Origin of the sequence: Zymomonas mobilis subsp. mobilis ATCC 10988 (genome assembly GCF_000175255.2) — a bacterium.
Classification (GTDB): domain Bacteria; phylum Pseudomonadota; class Alphaproteobacteria; order Sphingomonadales; family Sphingomonadaceae; genus Zymomonas; species Zymomonas mobilis.
In genome coordinates, this window is the sequence record NC_017262.1 from 44,612 (window position 1) to 63,201 (window position 18,590).

The window sequence follows — 18,590 nt, forward strand, 5'->3', positions numbered from 1 at the left end:
AATCTCAAGATAGGCAGCTTTCTTCTGCCTAATGCCCAAGGCTAACTATTCATATTCTTAAGGGCAAATCGCAGCATGAAACTATTACCACGGCGGGAATCCCCGACCGTTGAATAATCGCGCCGCCATGTCACACCCAAAGTCAGACAGTTATCGTCATATTCGATGCCCAAACGATGCCGGACAGGCTGGAAACCATCAGACAAAAGGCTGCTGTTGGTATTATTATAGAGATCCGCCTGCTGCTGGTTAGCGCGCTGATCTTTCTTGGTGGTCATATCGACCGTGGTCGAACCAAAAATAGACCAATAATGGGAAATCTGAATACGCCCACCCAGACGCAATTCTCGATAGTTACCCAAATCAGGTTCCAACTGGGTATCAATATCACGGCTCAATTGGAGATAACCCACCATAAGATAGGTGCGCTTACTACCGATTGTGGCATTCACTTCCTGACGACGGATAGCCAATGTCTTGCGGTCAAGGCGAATACGCTCTGTTAATTTAAAGAAAGAACCATAGCTTAAAGTCGCACGACCGACATAGTCAGAGAAGCGGCGATTAAATCCGGTACCCTGCGGGAAGATTTCATCTTCGGTAATAATCCGCATACTCTGTCCGACATTGCCATAAAAAGAAAACATCGGACGATGGAAGGTATATTCACCGCCATAGGTCACACGCGTGCCATCTTCCCAACGGTCATAGCCGGGAAAGCGGTTGATTGAAAAAAGATTGGTATCCTGAAGATCGATTGACCGTGAATCCTCATCAGGAATCGATAAATTTCTGACATGTGGCGATGTCACAATCTGGACTCTTGGGGTTAAAACCTGATTGCCGCCAAAGGCTTCGCCTGCAAACGGCCAGCTAACATCGACCGCACCAGCGGCGATACCACGTTGCTGCCATCCGCTGGAGCCGCGATATAATTCGCTGGTCAACGCATTGCCGCTGCTATGATACAAATCTTGGCGCAACAAAGCCGTAAAGGTTACTCTTTGCCCCAAAGGTGTATATTTTCTTAAATTCCATTCCGCACTGGCAAAGGCACGCTGGGTATCTTGTCCGGTGATACGGGTCAAATTCATGCTATTTGCTTGGAAGGAAAATTCACCCCCCAACCAAGGATCAGGCATCCGCATCCGCCAATCAATAATAGGCAAAGCCATAGGCTGGGTGCCGGAATGATCGGTTGGACGCAAACCTTGGATAACCCAACCGGCGACCGAGAAATAACTATTATCGGTAATCCGTTCAAGATTCAGCGTCGAACGCAAACGGTCATCCCAAGCAAAGTCATAACGCCGCAAGAAGGTTTTATCAGTCGTTAATCGAATAGAGCCGGTCAAACTCCATTTGGGGTCGATCTGGAATTTACCATTGGTATTGATATATCCACGCATCTTGGAATGGGCATTGCTATCTGCAAGAGTTGGGTTTTGGGATTCCGTTGGCAAAGGCGTGCTTCGCGTCAACATGCCTTCAATCTGGAAAAATCCCTTGCTGAAAAGCTGGCGATATTTCGCGCCTAACCCCGGATCAGCTTTAGTAAAAATATAAGGGGTCAGGGTTAAATCACGGTCGGGTGCCAATCGGAAATAATAAGGGACAGAAAATTCAAAACCGTTCATTTTTGACCGCTGGATATGCGGAATCAAAAGCCCTGAACTCATGGTTGAATTTTGGTCAGGATAGGAAAAATTCGGCAATTTAAGGATCGTATGCCCCAAAACATCCAGTCTCGGAGATTTGAAAACGACTTTTTCCTTATTCGGATCACGAATAATTTTAACCGCTGAAATGCGCCATAAAGGGGTCTTTGGACATCCCTCGTCATTGATAACGCGACAAGGGGTATAGGCCGCCATATCAAGGGTCGTCACATCATTGACACGGGTCGCTTTATTCGCCGCCATCCGTGACCCATTTTGCATAACCAGCAAGATATTCTGGATAACGCCATCTTTCAGATGGGGATCAAGATCGGCCTTGTCACTATAGGATATCGTGCCATCTTCCTGAATGATGATGACGTGACCGGTTGCCGTTACTTTATCGGCTTTTCTATCCCATTGCAGCTCATCGGCACTTAAACGCGTTTCATTTTGAACCGCATGGACTTTGCCATTTACCGTTACAATGTCATTGTCATGGTCATAGACAAGATTATCGGCTTCAAATGTAATGGGTGCCTCTTTTTTGCTACCTGCATCAGAGGTTGAAGCCTTATTGGTCGCTGTTTGATCTGAAGAAGGCGCAACCGAAGGTGGCGTGCCTGTTTCAGCCGCAGCTTGCGATAGGAAAATGCTGGACAGAATCAGCGGCATGGCCGTGAGCATGTCGGTTCTGAGATACTTCACATTTCTCCTTAACGTGTAATCTTTGATTTTCCCAAAAAACAGCTTTCGGTGTCATTCCGAAAAGGCGGCTACTCTCTTGCGAACCAAAACAGGGTTGATAAGCGATAGTATATGAATAACCGTTTGATAAAATGTAATGACAGGATATTTTCTATAAGGCGCTTTGGAAAATCATACAGTAATTTTTCGTATCCAGATAAAAGAACGGGCTGTTTTTGCCTGTTTCTATCAAAAAATGAAAGCCATCTTTTCCGGTTATTATAACCCCTGACCGATAAATCAATCAGTATGTTAGATTATTTCCTTGATATTCTATTTTGATGAAATAGCTATATCCTGTAGCCTGATAAAGATGACGGCTGTTTTTGAATGAGAGTTTTAACGATGGCGCTTCCTTTAAATATCGATTTTACGACTGGCAATAGTGATAAAAAGACCCCACTGGTTATACCGGCCAAAAAGGGTTTTACAGCAGCAGATCTTTCCCGTTTTGGAGAGGAATCTCAGGCACTGGCCGCCGTTGCCCTTGAAAATGCCCGCTTTACGGGCAAGGCAGGCAGTCTGGTCGAACTGGTTCTATTGGAAAAGGGCGCGCCAAGACAATGCGTTTTAGCGGGCATCGGTGCTGATGCTGACTATGACAAGGCGGGTGCTGCGGTGGCCGCTCGTTTCCTGACTTCCGGTATTCAGGCCTTAGAAGTCGATTTTACCGGTTTTGACGCGGATAAAGCAGGCAAGGCGGCGGCATCTTTTGCCTTTGGCGCGGTTCTGCGAGGCAACAGCTTGAATGGCTATCGCACTACCTTGAAAGAGGATGAAAAACCCAGCCTGAAAACGCTTTATTTCAGCCAGATCAATTCTGAAACCGCTGAAAAGAAATGGAAAAAACTTTCCGCTATTGCCGAAGGTATCCTTTTCACCCGTATGCTGGTGACGGAACCGGGCAATAAACTCTATCCTGAAACTTTCGTTGAACAGTGCAAAAGCCTGACGGATCTCGGTATTGAGATCGAAATTCTTGATGAAAAAGCCTTGGAACAGGCGGGCATGGGTGCGCTTCTCGGTGTCGCTCAGGGTTCAGCCCGTGCACCGCGTTTGCTCGCTTTGCGCTGGAATGGCACGGGTAAGGCGGATTCCCGCCCAGTGGCTTTGGTTGGTAAAGGCGTAACCTTTGACAGTGGCGGTATCTCCCTGAAACCCGGCGCCGGAATGGAAGGCATGAAATGGGATATGGGCGGTGCTGGTGCCGTTGTCGGCGCGATGAAGGCTTTGGCACTCCGTAAAGCTAAAGCCGACGTGATCGGAGTTTGTGGTCTGGTTGAAAATATGCCGGATGCCAATGCGCAACGTCCGGGCGATGTGGTTAAAACCATGTCCGGCCAAACGGTTGAAGTCATTAACACCGATGCCGAAGGCCGGTTGGTGCTTTGTGACGTTCTGACTTGGGTGCAACAGAAATATAAACCGGAAGTCGTGGTTGATCTTGCCACTTTGACGGGGGCGATGATTATCACCTTGGGTCACGAATATGGCGGTCTTTTCTCGAATTGCGACAAATTGGCCGATAATTTGTTAAAGGCAGGACAGAAATCTGGCGATGGTTTGTGGCATTTGCCGATGGGCGATGCCTATGACAAATTGCTGGAATCCCATATTGCCGATATGAAAAATGTCGGGCCGCGTTATGGTGGTTCGATCACGGCGGCACAATTCCTTAAACGCTTTATCGAAAAAGAGGTCCGCTGGGCGCATCTTGACATTGCCGGTATGGTCTGGGCAGACAAAGCCGCATCCTTCTGGGATAAAGGCGCAACCGGTTTTGGCGTGCGTTTGTTAAACCAGTTTATTTCCGATAATTTTGAAGATTAAGGCATTCTCCTTTGGTAGCACGGGTTGATTTTTATCATTTGCTTTCGGCAAAGCTGGAAAATATTCTGCCGCGTATTGCGGAAAAAACATTGTCCAGCGATAAAAAATTGCTGGTTGTCGTCCCCGATGACCAGCAAGCCCGCTACTGGGATGACTATCTTTGGCGTTATGAAGATACCAGCTTTCTCCCTCATGGCAGGGTAGGCGGTGGCGATGAAGCCGAACATCCCGTTCTAATCTCGACGGCAATGGAGGCGGTCAATCAGGCAAGCTATATTGCGCTAACAGACGGATTATGGCGAGCAGAGGCCTTAAATTTCGAGAGAGTATTTTATTTTTTCGATGAAATCGCGGTGCAACAAGCTCGGCAAGCTTGGCGTTCTTTGAAAAATATCGACGGTGAATGCCATTACTGGAAACAGGATGAACAGGCGGGGCAGTGGAAGGCCATAGCCTAACAAGTAAAAAGACCTAATCGTCGCACTCGTATCCTAAAATCTCTTTTCAAAAGAATACCGCCTCAAAAAAGGCGGCATCCTCAAAAATCAATCTAGCTTAAACAGGCGGAACAAGCTTTCTCTTGAATATAGGCCTGCCATTTTTTCGGGGCTATTTTATGGATATTTTGGCCGTCACTATCGACCGCTACCGTAACGGGCATATCCTCAACCTCAAATTCATAAATAGCTTCCATACCCAAATCTTCAAAAGCCAAAATTCTCGCGGATTTGATCGCTTTTGAAATGAGATAAGCCGCACCCCCGACCGCAATTAAATAAGCGGCCTTATTGTCACGAATGGCCTTGATCGTGGCTTCACCTCTTTCGGCTTTGCCAATCATGCCGATTAATCCAGTTTCGGCTAATAAACGGGGGGTGAATTTATCCATACGGGTGGCCGTCGTCGGGCCCGCAGGGCCCATCACTTCGCCTTTAACCGGATCAACGGGACCCACATAATAGATAAAACGATTTTCAAGATCGACAGGCAAGGCTTGCCCTTGGTCTAACAAATCAACCAGCCTTTTATGGGCAGCATCTCGTCCGGTCAGGATTTTACCGGACAGTAATAGGCTGTCTCCAGCCTTCCAATCAGCCATTTCTTCTTTAGTAATGTCGTCAATATTGACCCGTCTAACCGCGCCATCGCTTTTCTTGGCGATTTCTGGCCAATCATCTAAATGAATTTCCGGCATAATCGCTGCGCCATGCCCATCCAAAGTGATTTCAATATGACGGGTCGCGGCACAATTCGGTACCAAGGCAATGGGCTTATTCGCGGCATGGGTTGGATAGCTTTCAATTTTGACATCCAAAACCGTGGTCAATCCGCCCAATCCCTGCGCACCAATCCCCAATTCATTGATCTTACGATATAATTCTAATCTCAAGGCTTCTTCGTGATTTTGTGGGCCTCTTGCCTGCAATTGATGAATATCAATAGATTCCATCGCTTGGGATTTGGCCATTTCCATAGCCTTTTCGGGATTACCCCCAATCCCGATACCGATAATACCGGGCGGACACCATCCGGCACCTAAATGGGGAATTTGTTCTAACACCCAATCCACAACGCTATCAGACGGGTTCAGCATCGCAAAACGGGTCTTTGCCTCGCTGCCTCCGCCTTTCGCTGCCAGCCGCAATTTTACCTGATCGCCTGCGACTAAATGATGATGAATAATGGCTGGGGTATTGTCACCGGTATTCTTCCGGCTGCCATCGGGATCGGCCACCACTGAATATCGAAGACGATTGGAAGGGCAGGTATAGGCTCGTCGCACGCCTTCATTAATCATCTCGTCCAGCGTCATTTCGCCTTCAAAACGCACTCCCATACCGATTTCAGCAAAAACGGTGACAATGCCGGTATCCTGACACATGGGGCGCTTGCCGATAGCAGACAGGCGGGAATTGATAAGGATTTGCGCCAGAGCCTCTTTTGCTGCCGGATTTTCCTCGCGCTGATAGGCTTCATAAAGCGACTGGATAAAATCACGAGGATGATAGCAAGCGATAAACTGTAAAGCATCGGCAACACTATCAATCAGGTCATTTTGGCGAATAACGGTCATAACAAAAAACGCCTCCTGAACAGAAAGGGCAAGAAAAAGCCGAAAGCTAAAAAAGGCCAATTCATCTTCCGGCGGCGCTAACGGATCGTTTCTCCATTCCCTTTCTGAACCAAGGCCGATAGATTTCTGATCCGCTCACTTGATCGGGCGATTGCAGAGATCCATAAAACAGGGCATATCGCATTTGCCTTCACAAGGTGACAGCAGATAAATATTTTACACTCAAAAAGAAACCGGCAATCTCAAAAGCTTGTCCGACATTCCTGACAGAACAGCCCCTATTAAGGTTTCCATGGCGCAAAAAATAAAGAAAAAACGGGTCGATCAACAACTTGTTGAACGGGAAATGGTTGATAGCTTGGCCTTGGCACAGGCCTTGATTATGGCCGGAGAAGTCTGGAACAAAGACCGTCGTATTGAAAAAGCAGGGCAGCTTCTACCGATTGATGCGCCGTTGCATCTGAAAGGAAAAGGCCATCCTTGGGTTTCTCGCGGGGGGATTAAATTAGCGCATGGCCTAAAATATTTCAGCTGGACGGTCGATAACGCCATAGGGCTGGATGTCGGTTCTTCGACCGGCGGCTTTACCGATGTATTGTTACAATCGGGGGCTGATCGTGTCTATGCGGTAGATTCCGGCACCAATCAAATGGCATGGAAATTACGGCAAGATGATCGGGTTATCCTATATGAACAGCTAAGTGCGCGCTTGCTGACAACAGACCATATCCCCGAAGAAGTTGATATCGTCGTCTGCGATGTCAGCTTTATTTCGATTACCAAACTTTTGGAAATCCCACTTTCTTTTGCCAAAAAAGGCGGTCGTTTATTGGCCTTGGTTAAACCGCAATTTGAAGCCCGAAAAGAGGAAGTCGAAAAAGGCGGCATCGTCCGCGATCCCGAAGTCAGGCAACGAGTCTGTTCAGAGGTTAAAGCATGGCTGGAAGGTCTCGGTTGGCATGTCATAGGCCTCGAAAAAAGCCCTATCACCGGCCATGACGGCAATGTCGAATTTCTGCTTGCCGCTGAAAAAATCGGGTAAATTTATTCGACAAGCGCTTTAAAGCGCGGATAAAATTTATCCTATCAGAAATCCTCGACTGTCATCGCTTGAATGAAGTCATTTTTATGTGACAGGATAAAATATTTCCGGTTTTATCCTTTATCCGCAACAACAAGATACTTGTAACCGGCTATGATAACCGTCACATCTGTTCTTTAAACGCCGTTAAAGAGTGGAATAGACAATGCAGACAGAAAACCATCTGATTGATGACCTCGTTAAAGTTATCAATGGCGCGGCCGGTACCTTTGTCGGTATGGGACGCGAAGCTGAAAATGTTTTAAAAGATCGTTTGCGGGAATGGATCGGCGGCCTTGATTTTGTCAGCCGGGATGAATTTGAAACGCTGAAAATGCGCGTCGAAGCCTTGGAAGCCGCTTCTAAAAAAGACAACGCCTGAAAATAAAAGGCTGATAGCGGTGTTATTAGCTCCAAAAAGCGAATAAACGCTGATCTTTCGCGTGAATTTTTGATATATATCCGCTAATCAGCCTTTACTATTTCATTCTGCCTTGTAGGGGGCTTGTCGTGATTACTGACGAATATGAGTTCGCCCATGATGATTTCGGGCCACTCGAGATGCTGGAACAATATTTTTCGGCACATGGCTGGACTCATGAGCGTCAAAGCGATGATGAGGTGATTGCCCATTTCCAAGGCAGTTGGGCGCAATATGAATTACGGGCAATCTGGCGGGAAGAAGATAATGTCCTTCAATTTCTCGCTTTGCCTGATATTCGGGTTTCACCGGATCGTCACGCTGTCTTGTATGAAACCTTGGGGCTTATCAATGAACAGCTCTGGATTGGCCATTTTGAAATGTGGTCAACTTCCGGCATTGTTCTGTTCCGTCATGCCGTCTTGCTAGATGATGACAGCGAAACGGCACTTTCCTTGATTCAAGCTGGAACCGTGGTCGAAGCCGCCATAGATGAATGTGAACGCTTCTATCCGGTGTTCCAATTCGTGCTTTGGGCAAATAAAAAACCGTCCGAAGCTATTGCCGCTGCCCTGATCGAAACCATCGGGGAAGCCTAAAGGCATAAAGACCGTTTTCTGACTGATTTTTGACAAAAAGTGATAGCTTTATGAGTGATACCGCATCAGATTCCGCTCCTTTGTTACCCAAAGACCAAGCCCCTTTCTGGGCATTCGGTGCCGGTAACATGGCAGGCAGTATGATAAGCTGCTGGCTCAATAATGGGCTTAATCCCAAAGATATGCTGGTTATCCGTCCCTCCGGCAAACCCGTTGCCGAAGGGGTCAAGGTTGTTACCAGTCTGCCAGAAGACGGTTCTACACCGGCCACTTTACTTTTGGGTGTCAAGCCGCAAATGCTGCCCCAGATTGCTCCGGCATTGGCGCCCTATATCACGGAAAAGACAACTCTGATTTCCATTCTAGCCGGCGTAGAATTGGAAACTTTGCGGCATTTCTTCCCGAAAGCCAAAAGCATTGTTCGTGCCATGCCCAATCTTCCGGTGGCGTTAGGGAAGGGCGTTGTTGCCCTTTGCACTGACAAGCTGACGGATGAACAGCGCAAATGCATTGAAAAATTGGCTTCAACGCTTGGTATCTTTGAATGGGTCAACGAAAACCAGTTTGATACTGCCACGGCACTGGCCGGATGCGGGCCCGCTTTTGTTTATCGCTTCATTGATGCCTTGGCACAGGCTGGACAAAAATTGGGGCTGACTGCGGATCAGGCTTTACCCATGGCTATCGCTACAGTCGAAGGCGCGGCCAGCATGGCAAAACAAGCCGATATTACACCGGCTGAACTGGCTGATAAAGTTGCTAGTCCGGGGGGCAGCACGCGGAAAGGTATGGATGTCCTTGATAAGGATGAAGCCTTATATCAATTGATGGATGCGACCTTAGAGGCGTCTTTCAAACAAAACCGCTATATGGCCGAAAAAGCCAAAGAGACTATCGCGCAATAAGCCGATTATAACTCTCTATTTTGAGATAGTTTTGAAATTCCTTTTAACGCGCAGTTTTTCAGAAAGCTGCGCGTTTTTTATTCTCAAGCCTTCGCTAAATCCGATCATCTCTCTCAATAGCCGCGATTAGAAAGCCTCTTTTGATTGCAAGACTTCTAAAAAATGCGGGAAACGATCGGCTAAAGCCTGATCGACATCGCTCATACTCACCTTTTTCCCTAAGGCATGAAGGCTGGTCACGCCGAATTCACTGATACCGCAAGGAATAATACCAGAAAAATGCTCAAGATCAGGGCATATATTTAAAGAAAAGCCGTGAAAACTAATCCAACGCCGAACTCGGATACCAATCGCTCCAATTTTAGCTTCGCCGTCAGGCGTATCGACCCAAATCCCGATCCGTTCAGGATGACTATAGGCCGTCACCCCAAATTCAGCGAGGCTCTCAATCACCCATTTTTCAATAGAATGAACAAAACGTCGAATATCATTACCGTGTTTTCGGATATCCATCATTAAATATCCAATCCGCTGACCGGGACCATGATAGGTATAACGCCCCCCACGTTCCGCGGGATAAACCGGGAAACGATCAGGCATTAACAATTCCCGCCTATCCGCACTACTTCCGGCGGTATAAAGCGGCGGATGCTGCAAAAACCACAGCATTTCAGAGGCTTCCTGATTGGCAATATCCGCCACCCGTTTCGTCATTTCTGAACGGGCATATTCGTAATCTGTCAGCCCCTCACTGACCCGCCATTCAATAGAAGACATGCTGTATCCGTTTCGATATTTTGATTATTTTTTAAGGTCATCATGCCTAATTCACAGAGCTTCTACTGCAAATAGCTTCAAAGGCAAAATCAAAGACCAGAAGCCCTTCCGAGAATATCGAATAGATTTTTAAAAAGGCTAGAGTAATCTTACTCTAGCCTTATGATAGCCAATCTTACAAATTTACGTCGACTTTAAAATAATAGAATCCGCCGTTGATTCCTAATTGTGAAGTATCCATTACGTATTTTTCTGTCCCTAAATAACGATGTGCCAGAGGGACACGGCTAGGATAGGTATTAAACAGATTATTCGCACCGGCCGTCAAAGATAGCTTGGCATTAACCCGATAAGTTATATCCAAATTGGTTGTATATTTTACCCGATTATGAAAAGCGACGAAGTCGTAATTCGATAATATATCGCTATTAGCGGTGCCACCATAATAGGATAGCTGCGAGGTTGTATGTCCCCAGCGGATTTCATGTAAACCGACAATCCATTTTTTATCGCCACTGGTAAACTGACCACCCCAGATAATTTTACTACGTGGATAAGCGGTAGTGATATAGGCAATGCTTTGCTTGGTCAGAAGATCATTGCCATCAGCATCTTTTCCCTGATGCGTTAAAATAGTGCGATTGATATTGGCTGACACACTCCAGTCAATATGACCAATATCACCAAGATAGGTCGGGTAGGTGGCCGTAATATCAATACCTCTGGTGCGGGTATTGGCGACATTGGCAAACCAATGGGTCGAAATAGAGGCCGCCGTCCAGCTTCCTGCATCCATCGGCAAGGAAAACCCATTCATGGCAAGCGCACTTAAAGCCTGATTGCCATAGACATTGCCTCCGGGCAAAATTTGGCCACGCAGCTTAATTTGATAAAGGTCAGCCGTGATATGTAGCCTTTTGATCGGTTCAAAAGTAACACCGGCTGTAATATTGGTTGAATGTTCCGGCTTCAATTTTTTGGAACCATTAGCGAGTGCACCGACTGAATTCGGACTGATAATCCCATCCGCAGAGGTAGGTGACACCGCAACCGCACTATAATTTTCTTGTGCCAAAGTCGGGGCATGAAAGGCGTTTGAAATGGTGCCTCTGAATCCTAACCATTTGAAAGGATCATAACGCAAAGCCACTTTTCCGGTTTTAGCGCTGCCAACATCGGAATAATGCTCGTAACGTCCTGCGACATCAATTTGTAACTGTTTGACCAAATGGGTCGCTACATCGAAATAACCGCCAAAGACATTCCGGCTGAATTTGCCTGCACTTGCCGCTGATATCCCTGGTAAAGCCTCTGATCCACCACCATAAAGGGAATCCGCCGACCCGACCCCAATGGTATAGCTTTCATAGCGATGGGTTCCACCACCCGCGACATTAATTTCATGAGGCCAGCCATCAATATGAAAGGCCTTGCTGAAATCAATCGAGTTACTCCATTGCTGGTTATTAAAACGCTGAACCCCCTTAAATGTCGTGGGCGTTCTTCCTGTATCGGCTTCTATCTGCCGGTTTGAAGAGTTTTTTAAACCGATCGTATTATAGTCACGCCCATAGACGCTAGAAACATCCCAATTCCAACCTTTGATCGTGCCTTTCAGACCGCCCATAATTTCTCAATCATTTTCATTCATGGTTTCTATGGGTGAATATCCGTTAGGATAGATCGCCGAATAACCGGGATATCCGGCCAAACTACTGGCTAGGCGATAATTTTCAAAGGCTTCGGAATAGCGATGAGCATAAGTCGCTAAACCATAGGCTTCGATATTATCGGTAATTTCGTAGCCACCTTTAATCGCAAAACTTTCCCGTGTCTGTTCGGGCTGCCCTAATAATTTGTTGTCTTTTTTACCCGTTCTTAAATCAGCAGCACTGCGATAACTATGATTCTGACGCAGAAAATCACCACTGACATGAAGGTAACCGCGTGATCCCAGCTTGGTGCCGCCATCAAGATAAACACCCTGTTGAAAGCCATCTTTGGCTGCGGTTACGCCTGTCACAGTTTGGGCATGAAAACCATGATCTTGTTTTTTCAGGATAATGTTCACAACGCCAGCCACTGCATCTGAGCCATATTGTGCAGAGGCACCATCTCGTAATACTTCGATATGATCGATCGCCGCCATTGGTATCATATCAATATCGACGGGGGTTGTGCCTTGTTGGGGGCCTGAATCAGCATAAAGATTGGCGGTGGTATGGCGGCGTTTGCCATCAACCAGAACAAGGGTTTCGTTGGCGTTTAACCCTCTCAGGCTGATAGAATCCGTTAAAGCGCCGCTATCATATCCTCCATTGGGAACACTCAAAGAAGGCAGTAATTGCGTCAAGGCATTGCGTAAGCTGGGCATACCTGTCTGGGTAAGCTGCTTGGCTGAAATAATATCGATAGGCGATATACTCTCACGGGCTTTTTTGCCGGTTTCACGGGTGCCGGTAACGATGATAGCATCACCATTGTTATTAGACGCAGCATCCGTTTGTTCAGCTGCAAAGCTCGCATATGGGTATTGAAAAATAGTCCATGAAAGCGAAAAGAAAAAGCTTCCTTTTTTAATAAAATTTTTCATACCCCACCCCAATTATTATAAAATTAATTCCTTATATTTTAATTTTTTCTTCCATTTATTTTGAAATTTTATTGTCTTAAAATAAAATATTTATAACAACATTTCTTATTTTACTAATAATTTGCATCTTTTCAATAGAAAGTAATGAATATCCCGTTTATTTTGAAATTTAAATGCTAAAATATTGATTTTTTAGGGTTTTTATTTTTTAAAAATGATAATTTATAAAAAAATGAAAATTGGTCGGGTTGACTATAATCAGCAAAAATTAGGTGAAAATTTATTTTAAAATAAATTTTATACATCCCATAGACTTTAATGATTTTACTTTTATCCAAGCACAATGCTGCTTTTTTAAAGGGATATGCTGACCTGATAGGGTGGTTTTCTACATCGGACGATAATGCAATTACCGTCCTTTTTCTTAATGGCAGCGGTTCAGATTCTGCCTTTTCTCTATTTTCAATCCCAAGGCTTTTGCTTTGGATTAAAAAATCCTTCATAGAAGGCGAGGGGACAAAAAAGCCGGATAGCCTTTTTTATAAAAACGCGTTTATTTTAATATCCAAGCCCCTGTAACGGCTTCATTATCAAAACTGACATAACGCAGAATTTCGGGTTAATAAGGAAAAATTGGTGCCTTCTTTTCGCATAAACAATCTTATCATTGATAGCTGGGCTTTCCTCAAACGAGAGATCAAGCTGATTACGCCGGTGGCGCTATCGACTATCGGCTTTGGCAATCTTCTGATTTTGTTGCTTTTTCCGACAACGCCCATGATGGAAGCCGGAAGTCAGCCGCGTCTTTTCCCGCTGCTGGTTTTACTGATCGGGGGCAGTTTCAATCTGATTGGTATTCTGGCTCTGTCGCGCTTAACCCTTATTGGGGGCGAAACCGTCAAAGACGCTTTTAAAGTAGCGCTGAATCGTCTGATTTCGATTTTTGCCTTTTTGTTTACGATTTCGATTTTGTTATCGCTGACCCTTATTTTGGTTGGGACATTCCTGTTAAAATTATATGCAGCGCATCATTTTCCGGTTTCAACCTCAATGCTTTTGAGCTTGGGCGGCCTATGCGTCATGCTTTTTCTGGCACTTCAGGTCAAATTCTTTTTCTGGTATCCGATGATGGCTGAAAAAGATTCCGCTTTTCAGGCTATCAAACATAGTTTTTCTTTAACGCGCGGGCTTTTCTGGCCGTTGCTTTTAATTTTATTGCCTTTTTTAATCGGTGATTATGGTCTGTCGAGAATTTTAGGACTAGCCGCCTCAATGTCGATCTCGCTGAAAATGGCAGTGAGTATTCTCGTAGTATTGCTGACGACCGCCATCAGCACAATGCAGGTTATTATTCAGGCAACATTATACAAAATTGCTAAACTAGAATGAAATGCCACGCAATTCGAATTGATTATATAACATTTTAGCTCCCCTCTTCCGATCATCTCAGGCATGACAATAGAAATACATCTCGACGATCAACTAAGCTAAGTAATACTGCAACAGCATGACGTAGGTTTTGATCAACTCGCCTTTTACGAAATGAACCACTACTGCTTTTTCGGTAATTACTATCGCCCCCAGGCGAAGGATAGAATGGCTGGGAAGGAAAAAAACGTCGAAACCCCTGGTGCCTGTTCTGCATGCCGAGCAATTTTCTGTAGCACTTATTTGACAGTGATCATTTCTAGGAGTTGTGCATCGAGATAATTTAGCCTCCACTTAAGTATAGAAATAATATTAAAAAAAATTATCTTATATTATTTAAATTTTTTACCAAATTTATTTTAATTATACCGTATTCAATTAAAAAATAGACTCGACGTATTTTGTGATTTACTGTATAAATATACAATTTTACAGAATTTTAGAAAGAAGTTGAATTATGGTCTATAGGATTTCAGGAAATTGGTTAATAGGCGTTGCCTGTGATCTTCACACTGTAGAGAGCATCTATCTTGGGGTAGATGAATATGGACATAATAGGTTTGAAAACACAAGAAGTGTAATTGGTGAATTAGTTTATCAGCTCAAGTATCAGAACGACCAGACGACTATTCCCAAGATTATTGATCTTCTTCTCCAAAACATTAAAGGTATCGAATCATTTGATGCTATCATCCCAGTTCCATCTTCTAAAATTCGAAGAATTCAACCTGTAGATGCAATATCTAAAGCCCTCGGTGATAAATGTAAAGTTCCTGTACTCATCAATTACCTAGGTTTTGTTGACAAAGGAAGGTAACCACAATTTTACGGCCGCGAGATGAAGGAAGGCGAGAAAAGATTTTCTGGTTTTGTCATAGCGTGTGGCAATGCGCCTGAACTGCTTTAGCTTATTAAACATCCGCTCAATACGATTACGATCTTTGTAGTGCTGGAGATTATAAGGAATAGGCTTTTTTCGATTGGAACGAGGCGGGATAACAGGAAGAATGCCTCGAAAAAGCAGTTTTTCGCGTAACCTATCGCTATCATATCCTTTATCAGCGAGAAAACAGTGGGGTGTTGTGACAGGGATATCTATCAAGCTATCAGCGCCAGAATAATCAGAGACCTCACCACCGGTTAGTGCGAAAGCTAGAGGGCGGCCTTGACCATCGGAACGGGCGTGGATCTTGCTCGTAAAGCCTCCGCGACTGCGACCAAAGCCTTCCTTATACGTCCCCCTTTTGCGCCAGCCGCTTGGCTGTGGGCGCGAATAATCGTACTATCTATCATATGTTGCCAGTCATCTGTCAGGCCAAGGTCAACGAGAGTTTCAAGAAGAGCGTCCCACACACCCTGTTCTGCCCACCTACGAAACCGAACATAGACCGAATTCCATTTCCCATAACGTTCATGCATATCTCGCCACGGGCAGCCTGTTCGAAGCACATAAAGCATACCATTGAGAAATAACCGATTACTTTTGGCGGGACGCGCGCAGCGGCCTCGTTCGCTTGGAAGAAGACCCTGTATTATCTCCCACTCCGCGTCCGTCAGATCTCCTCGCATCCTATCTACCCTACAAAACTTGTTCTCAAGTTATCTCTAAAAATCTTAAATTATACCCTTTGTCAACAGAACCTAGTAAAAAATGGTGATATCGAATTAAAAGGTATTACAGATCCAGCAGATCGTGACAGAGCTTTATTTGATAGTATTGTCGTAGCAGGGACAACAGATCTTTCTGAAAAGAATGTTTTACTCGTGGATGATCTATATAGATCAGGTGCAACCCTTGATGCATGCTGTCGCGCCCTCAAGAAAAGTACACAAGTAAAAAATATCTGTGTTTTGACAATGACAAAAACTAGGAAGAACAGATGACGGTTGTATTCTTATCTGGTTCACGTAGAATTAGCCGCTTAAATGATAAAATTCGCTTTCGTTTACAAAATATCATGAAACAAAATTTTCAGATTTTTATTGGTGATGCTAATGGTGCAGATAAAGCTATGCAGTCATATCTCGCTGATCAGCACTACCCAAATGTATCTATATACTTTGTAGGGAGTATTTGTCGTAACAATATTGGTAATTGGAATACTAAACAAATAGCAGTAGATAAAAATCTGAAAGGAAGAGCATTCTATACCGAAAAAGACAAAGCAATGGCTGCGGAAGCTGACTTTGGCTTCGTTTTATGGGATGGAATAAGTGAAGGATCGATCAATAATATATTTGAGCTTTTGAATAGTCAAAAAAAAGCAGTAGTCTATCTTTCTACACATAAAAAATTTTTTAATATCAAGACAGCTAATGATATTGAAAACCTAATAAACTGCACTGACCCTGAAGCATTATCCAAACTGCAAGGATTACGAACTATTCGTAGGCAAATGGAGAAACATAATCTCATGGATCAAGGAAGTTTTCCGATTTAAATCTAACTTAGTACTTTGGAAAATAATTCCAAAAGTTCTTATCTAAAGTAGAAAGGCAGAGTTTAGCAGGTATAAATAGTTTTATATTATATCTGATAAAGGTTAATCGAATTTCCATGTTGAGAGCCTCAAGAAAACCGGCTTTTAAAAAAGAGGATATCGCCCCTTTAAAAGGGGCGATCATCCGCTATTTCACCCCGATCAATTTATGACTTTGAATAGATAACCGCCATAAAGGCCGCTGCATCACAAAGGCGATAGCCTTTTGGATATTTTCTTTTTGATATTCGTCATCCATTGGCTGGATCAGATAATGATCGAAATCCAGCTTTTCCAAAGCCTCAATATCAATGCCTTTTTGTGGCCATACCAGTTTTATTTCATTGCCTTTTTCAAGGATAATCTGGCTTCCTGCCTTGGGACTCATGCAAACCCAATCAATCGCAGACGGGACAGGCTGCGTTCCATTGGTCTCGATAGCGATTTCAAAAGCCTGATTTTTTAAAGCCAGCAGCAAAGCCTCATCTACTTGTAATAATGGCTCACCGCCCGTCAAAACGACAAAAGGCCGAACATATTGATATCGGCTTTCAAGCGCCTCTTTCCACAATCGAATGGCCTGTTCTGCCAATTCTTCTGCGGTAAATCGTCCGCCATTTTCGCCATCAATACCGACAAAATCAGTATCACAAAAACGGCAAGTCGCCTGTTCACGGTCATCTTCGCGACCATTCCACAGATTACAACCGGCAAAGCGAATAAAGACAGCCCGTCTTCCAGCTTGGATACCTTCACCCTGTAACGTCAGGAAACTTTCTTTAACGGCGTAATGACGGCTCATAACAGACCTTTATCCCCAGAAGGCGCAGCTAAAATCTCCATCGCCTGCCGCAAATTACCTCGGCAGTCAGCCAAGGTCTTTTCTGCTTCTGCAATGCTCTGACCCATCGCCACCAGAACAGCTTTCCGAATATCATTTTGGGCAATCACAAGGGCTTTTTCTGCTTTATCCTGATCGACTTTTGCTAATCGACACAGCATCAAAACGGCACGTTGTTGCAATTTGACATTGGAGACCCGCATATTGACCATCAGACCACGGCAAACCAGGCCCAGACGCAGCATAATCGCCGTCGAAAGGGTATTCAAAACGACTTTTTGAGCCGTTCCGGCCTTCATACGGGTGGATCCTGCCACGACTTCGCTTCCAGTCGCAGCTAAAACAGGATGCTCAGCGGCCTCCAACAAAGCACTATCGGCATTATTGGCAATAGCAATGGTCAAAGCACCCGTTTTTCTGGCCGCTTTAATAGCTTCAACCGTATAGGGCGTTCTGCCACTGGCTGCGACACCGATCACAACATCGCGACGATCAAGATGCAATGCCTCGACTTCCTGAAGGGCGCGTTCAATATTGTCCTCTGCACCTTCGACACTAGCGGCCAAGGCCGTCATGCCTCCCGCCATCATAAAAGCCAGTCTTTCGGATGGCCAATTATAAGTCGGGGTTAATTCAACCCCGTCTTGAACGGCAATTCGGCCAGAGGTGCCAGCCCCTACATAAACCAGCCGATTACCGTCCAATAATCTTTCAGCCGCCGCGATACTGGCCGCCGCAATGCGAGAGGATTGATCAGCAACGGCGGCGACAGCCGCCATCTGACCTTCTAACATGGCCTCAACCGCATATTCGCTAGGCCAGCTATCAAGATCAATATAGCGCGGATCGACCGTTTCAGTGGACATAGAGGATTGCCTTGTCTGGAATATATCAGGAAAAGAAAGCGTCATTCAAAACGCCTGTTTTCATAAACAGGCCATTTGATTTTATGAAGTCATAATTTGAAAATAACGCATCATCGGCGTTATTCTTTGCAGCAAGAGAGGCCAATAAGCCCCAAAATAAAGGCTAGTCACGGCTTCGATATTATCAAAAAGGCATCAATTATAGACTTTTTATCTATAATCTTTTTTTGCTTTTTTTAAAACGGGGCTCTCTTTTTAAACTTCTGAAAAATTTTGACACAAATATGTCA

Annotated in this window: 14 protein-coding genes and 2 pseudogenes; 9 read left to right on the forward strand and 7 right to left on the reverse strand. The window is 44.9% G+C overall.

Going from position 1 to position 18,590, the window contains the following annotated elements; genetic code table 11:
* Positions 1-41 precede the first annotated feature (41 nt).
* The gene (locus tag ZMOB_RS00205; protein ID WP_014500297.1) at positions 42-2,366 is read right to left on the reverse strand and encodes an LPS-assembly protein LptD; all 2,325 of its coding nucleotides are present in this window, start codon (positions 2,364-2,366) and stop codon (positions 42-44) included.
* Positions 2,367-2,750: 384 nt separating this feature from the next.
* Between ZMOB_RS00205 and ZMOB_RS00210 the strand changes: the two genes are divergently transcribed.
* Entirely contained in the window at positions 2,751-4,235 is a 1,485-nt protein-coding gene (locus tag ZMOB_RS00210) for a leucyl aminopeptidase (RefSeq protein ID WP_014500298.1), read from the forward strand.
* Between the two features lie 11 nt (positions 4,236-4,246).
* The gene (locus tag ZMOB_RS00215; RefSeq protein ID WP_014500299.1) at positions 4,247-4,693 is read left to right on the forward strand and encodes a DNA polymerase III subunit chi; all 447 of its coding nucleotides are present in this window, start codon (positions 4,247-4,249) and stop codon (positions 4,691-4,693) included.
* Positions 4,694-4,785: 92 nt separating this feature from the next.
* On the opposite strand, the gene ZMOB_RS00220 is transcribed toward ZMOB_RS00215, so the two are convergent.
* Positions 4,786-6,309, reverse strand: coding sequence for a fumarate hydratase (locus ZMOB_RS00220; protein ID WP_014500300.1), 1,524 nt, complete (start codon positions 6,307-6,309; stop codon positions 4,786-4,788).
* Positions 6,310-6,601: 292 nt separating this feature from the next.
* Between ZMOB_RS00220 and ZMOB_RS00225 the strand changes: the two genes are divergently transcribed.
* From ZMOB_RS00225 to proC, 4 genes are all read left to right on the forward strand, one after another.
* Positions 6,602-7,351: a TlyA family RNA methyltransferase gene (locus ZMOB_RS00225; RefSeq protein WP_014500301.1), complete on the forward strand. Its 750-nt coding sequence runs from the start codon at positions 6,602-6,604 to the stop codon at positions 7,349-7,351.
* 205 nt (positions 7,352-7,556) lie between these two features.
* The gene (locus ZMOB_RS00230) at positions 7,557-7,772 is read left to right on the forward strand and encodes an accessory factor UbiK family protein (RefSeq protein WP_011241107.1); all 216 of its coding nucleotides are present in this window, start codon (positions 7,557-7,559) and stop codon (positions 7,770-7,772) included.
* A 128-nt stretch (positions 7,773-7,900) separates the two neighbouring features.
* On the forward strand, positions 7,901-8,410 hold the full coding sequence (locus ZMOB_RS00235) for a type III secretion system chaperone family protein (RefSeq protein ID WP_011241106.1): 510 nt from the start codon (positions 7,901-7,903) through the stop codon (positions 8,408-8,410).
* 50 nt (positions 8,411-8,460) lie between these two features.
* Positions 8,461-9,315 carry a pyrroline-5-carboxylate reductase gene (gene proC, locus ZMOB_RS00240; RefSeq protein ID WP_012816865.1) on the forward strand — a complete coding sequence of 285 codons (855 nt, stop codon included), beginning with the start codon at positions 8,461-8,463 and terminating at the stop codon, positions 9,313-9,315.
* Between the two features lie 126 nt (positions 9,316-9,441).
* On the opposite strand, the gene lipB is transcribed toward proC, so the two are convergent.
* A complete protein-coding gene (lipB, locus tag ZMOB_RS00245; protein ID WP_014500302.1) occupies positions 9,442-10,092 on the reverse strand; it encodes a lipoyl(octanoyl) transferase LipB in 651 nt (216 codons plus the stop codon).
* Positions 10,093-10,267: 175 nt separating this feature from the next.
* Positions 10,268-12,685 (reverse strand): annotated as a pseudogene (locus tag ZMOB_RS10520) (TonB-dependent receptor plug domain-containing protein).
* A gap of 636 nt (positions 12,686-13,321) precedes the next feature.
* Between ZMOB_RS10520 and ZMOB_RS00260 the strand changes: the two are divergent.
* Entirely contained in the window at positions 13,322-14,074 is a 753-nt protein-coding gene (locus ZMOB_RS00260) for a hypothetical protein (RefSeq protein ID WP_014500303.1), read from the forward strand.
* A 496-nt stretch (positions 14,075-14,570) separates the two neighbouring features.
* On the forward strand, positions 14,571-14,930 hold the full coding sequence (locus tag ZMOB_RS00265; RefSeq protein ID WP_252507286.1) for a hypothetical protein: 360 nt from the start codon (positions 14,571-14,573) through the stop codon (positions 14,928-14,930).
* Here ZMOB_RS00265 and ZMOB_RS10535 read toward each other — a convergent pair.
* A pseudogene (locus tag ZMOB_RS10535) lies at positions 14,904-15,682 on the reverse strand (IS5 family transposase). The gene ZMOB_RS00265 and the pseudogene ZMOB_RS10535 sit on opposite strands and share 27 nt — an antisense overlap.
* A 311-nt stretch (positions 15,683-15,993) precedes the next feature.
* On the opposite strand from ZMOB_RS10535, the gene ZMOB_RS00275 reads away from it, so the two are divergent.
* Positions 15,994-16,554: a hypothetical protein gene (locus tag ZMOB_RS00275; RefSeq protein ID WP_011241095.1), complete on the forward strand. Its 561-nt coding sequence runs from the start codon at positions 15,994-15,996 to the stop codon at positions 16,552-16,554.
* A gap of 187 nt (positions 16,555-16,741) precedes the next feature.
* On the opposite strand, the gene queE is transcribed toward ZMOB_RS00275, so the two are convergent.
* Entirely contained in the window at positions 16,742-17,395 is a 654-nt protein-coding gene (gene queE, locus ZMOB_RS00280; RefSeq protein WP_014500305.1) for a 7-carboxy-7-deazaguanine synthase, read from the reverse strand.
* Entirely contained in the window at positions 17,392-18,300 is a 909-nt protein-coding gene (locus tag ZMOB_RS00285; RefSeq protein ID WP_014500306.1) for an N-acetylmuramic acid 6-phosphate etherase, read from the reverse strand. Before ZMOB_RS00285 ends, queE begins: the two co-directional genes overlap by 4 nt.
* Positions 18,301-18,590 lie beyond the last annotated feature (290 nt).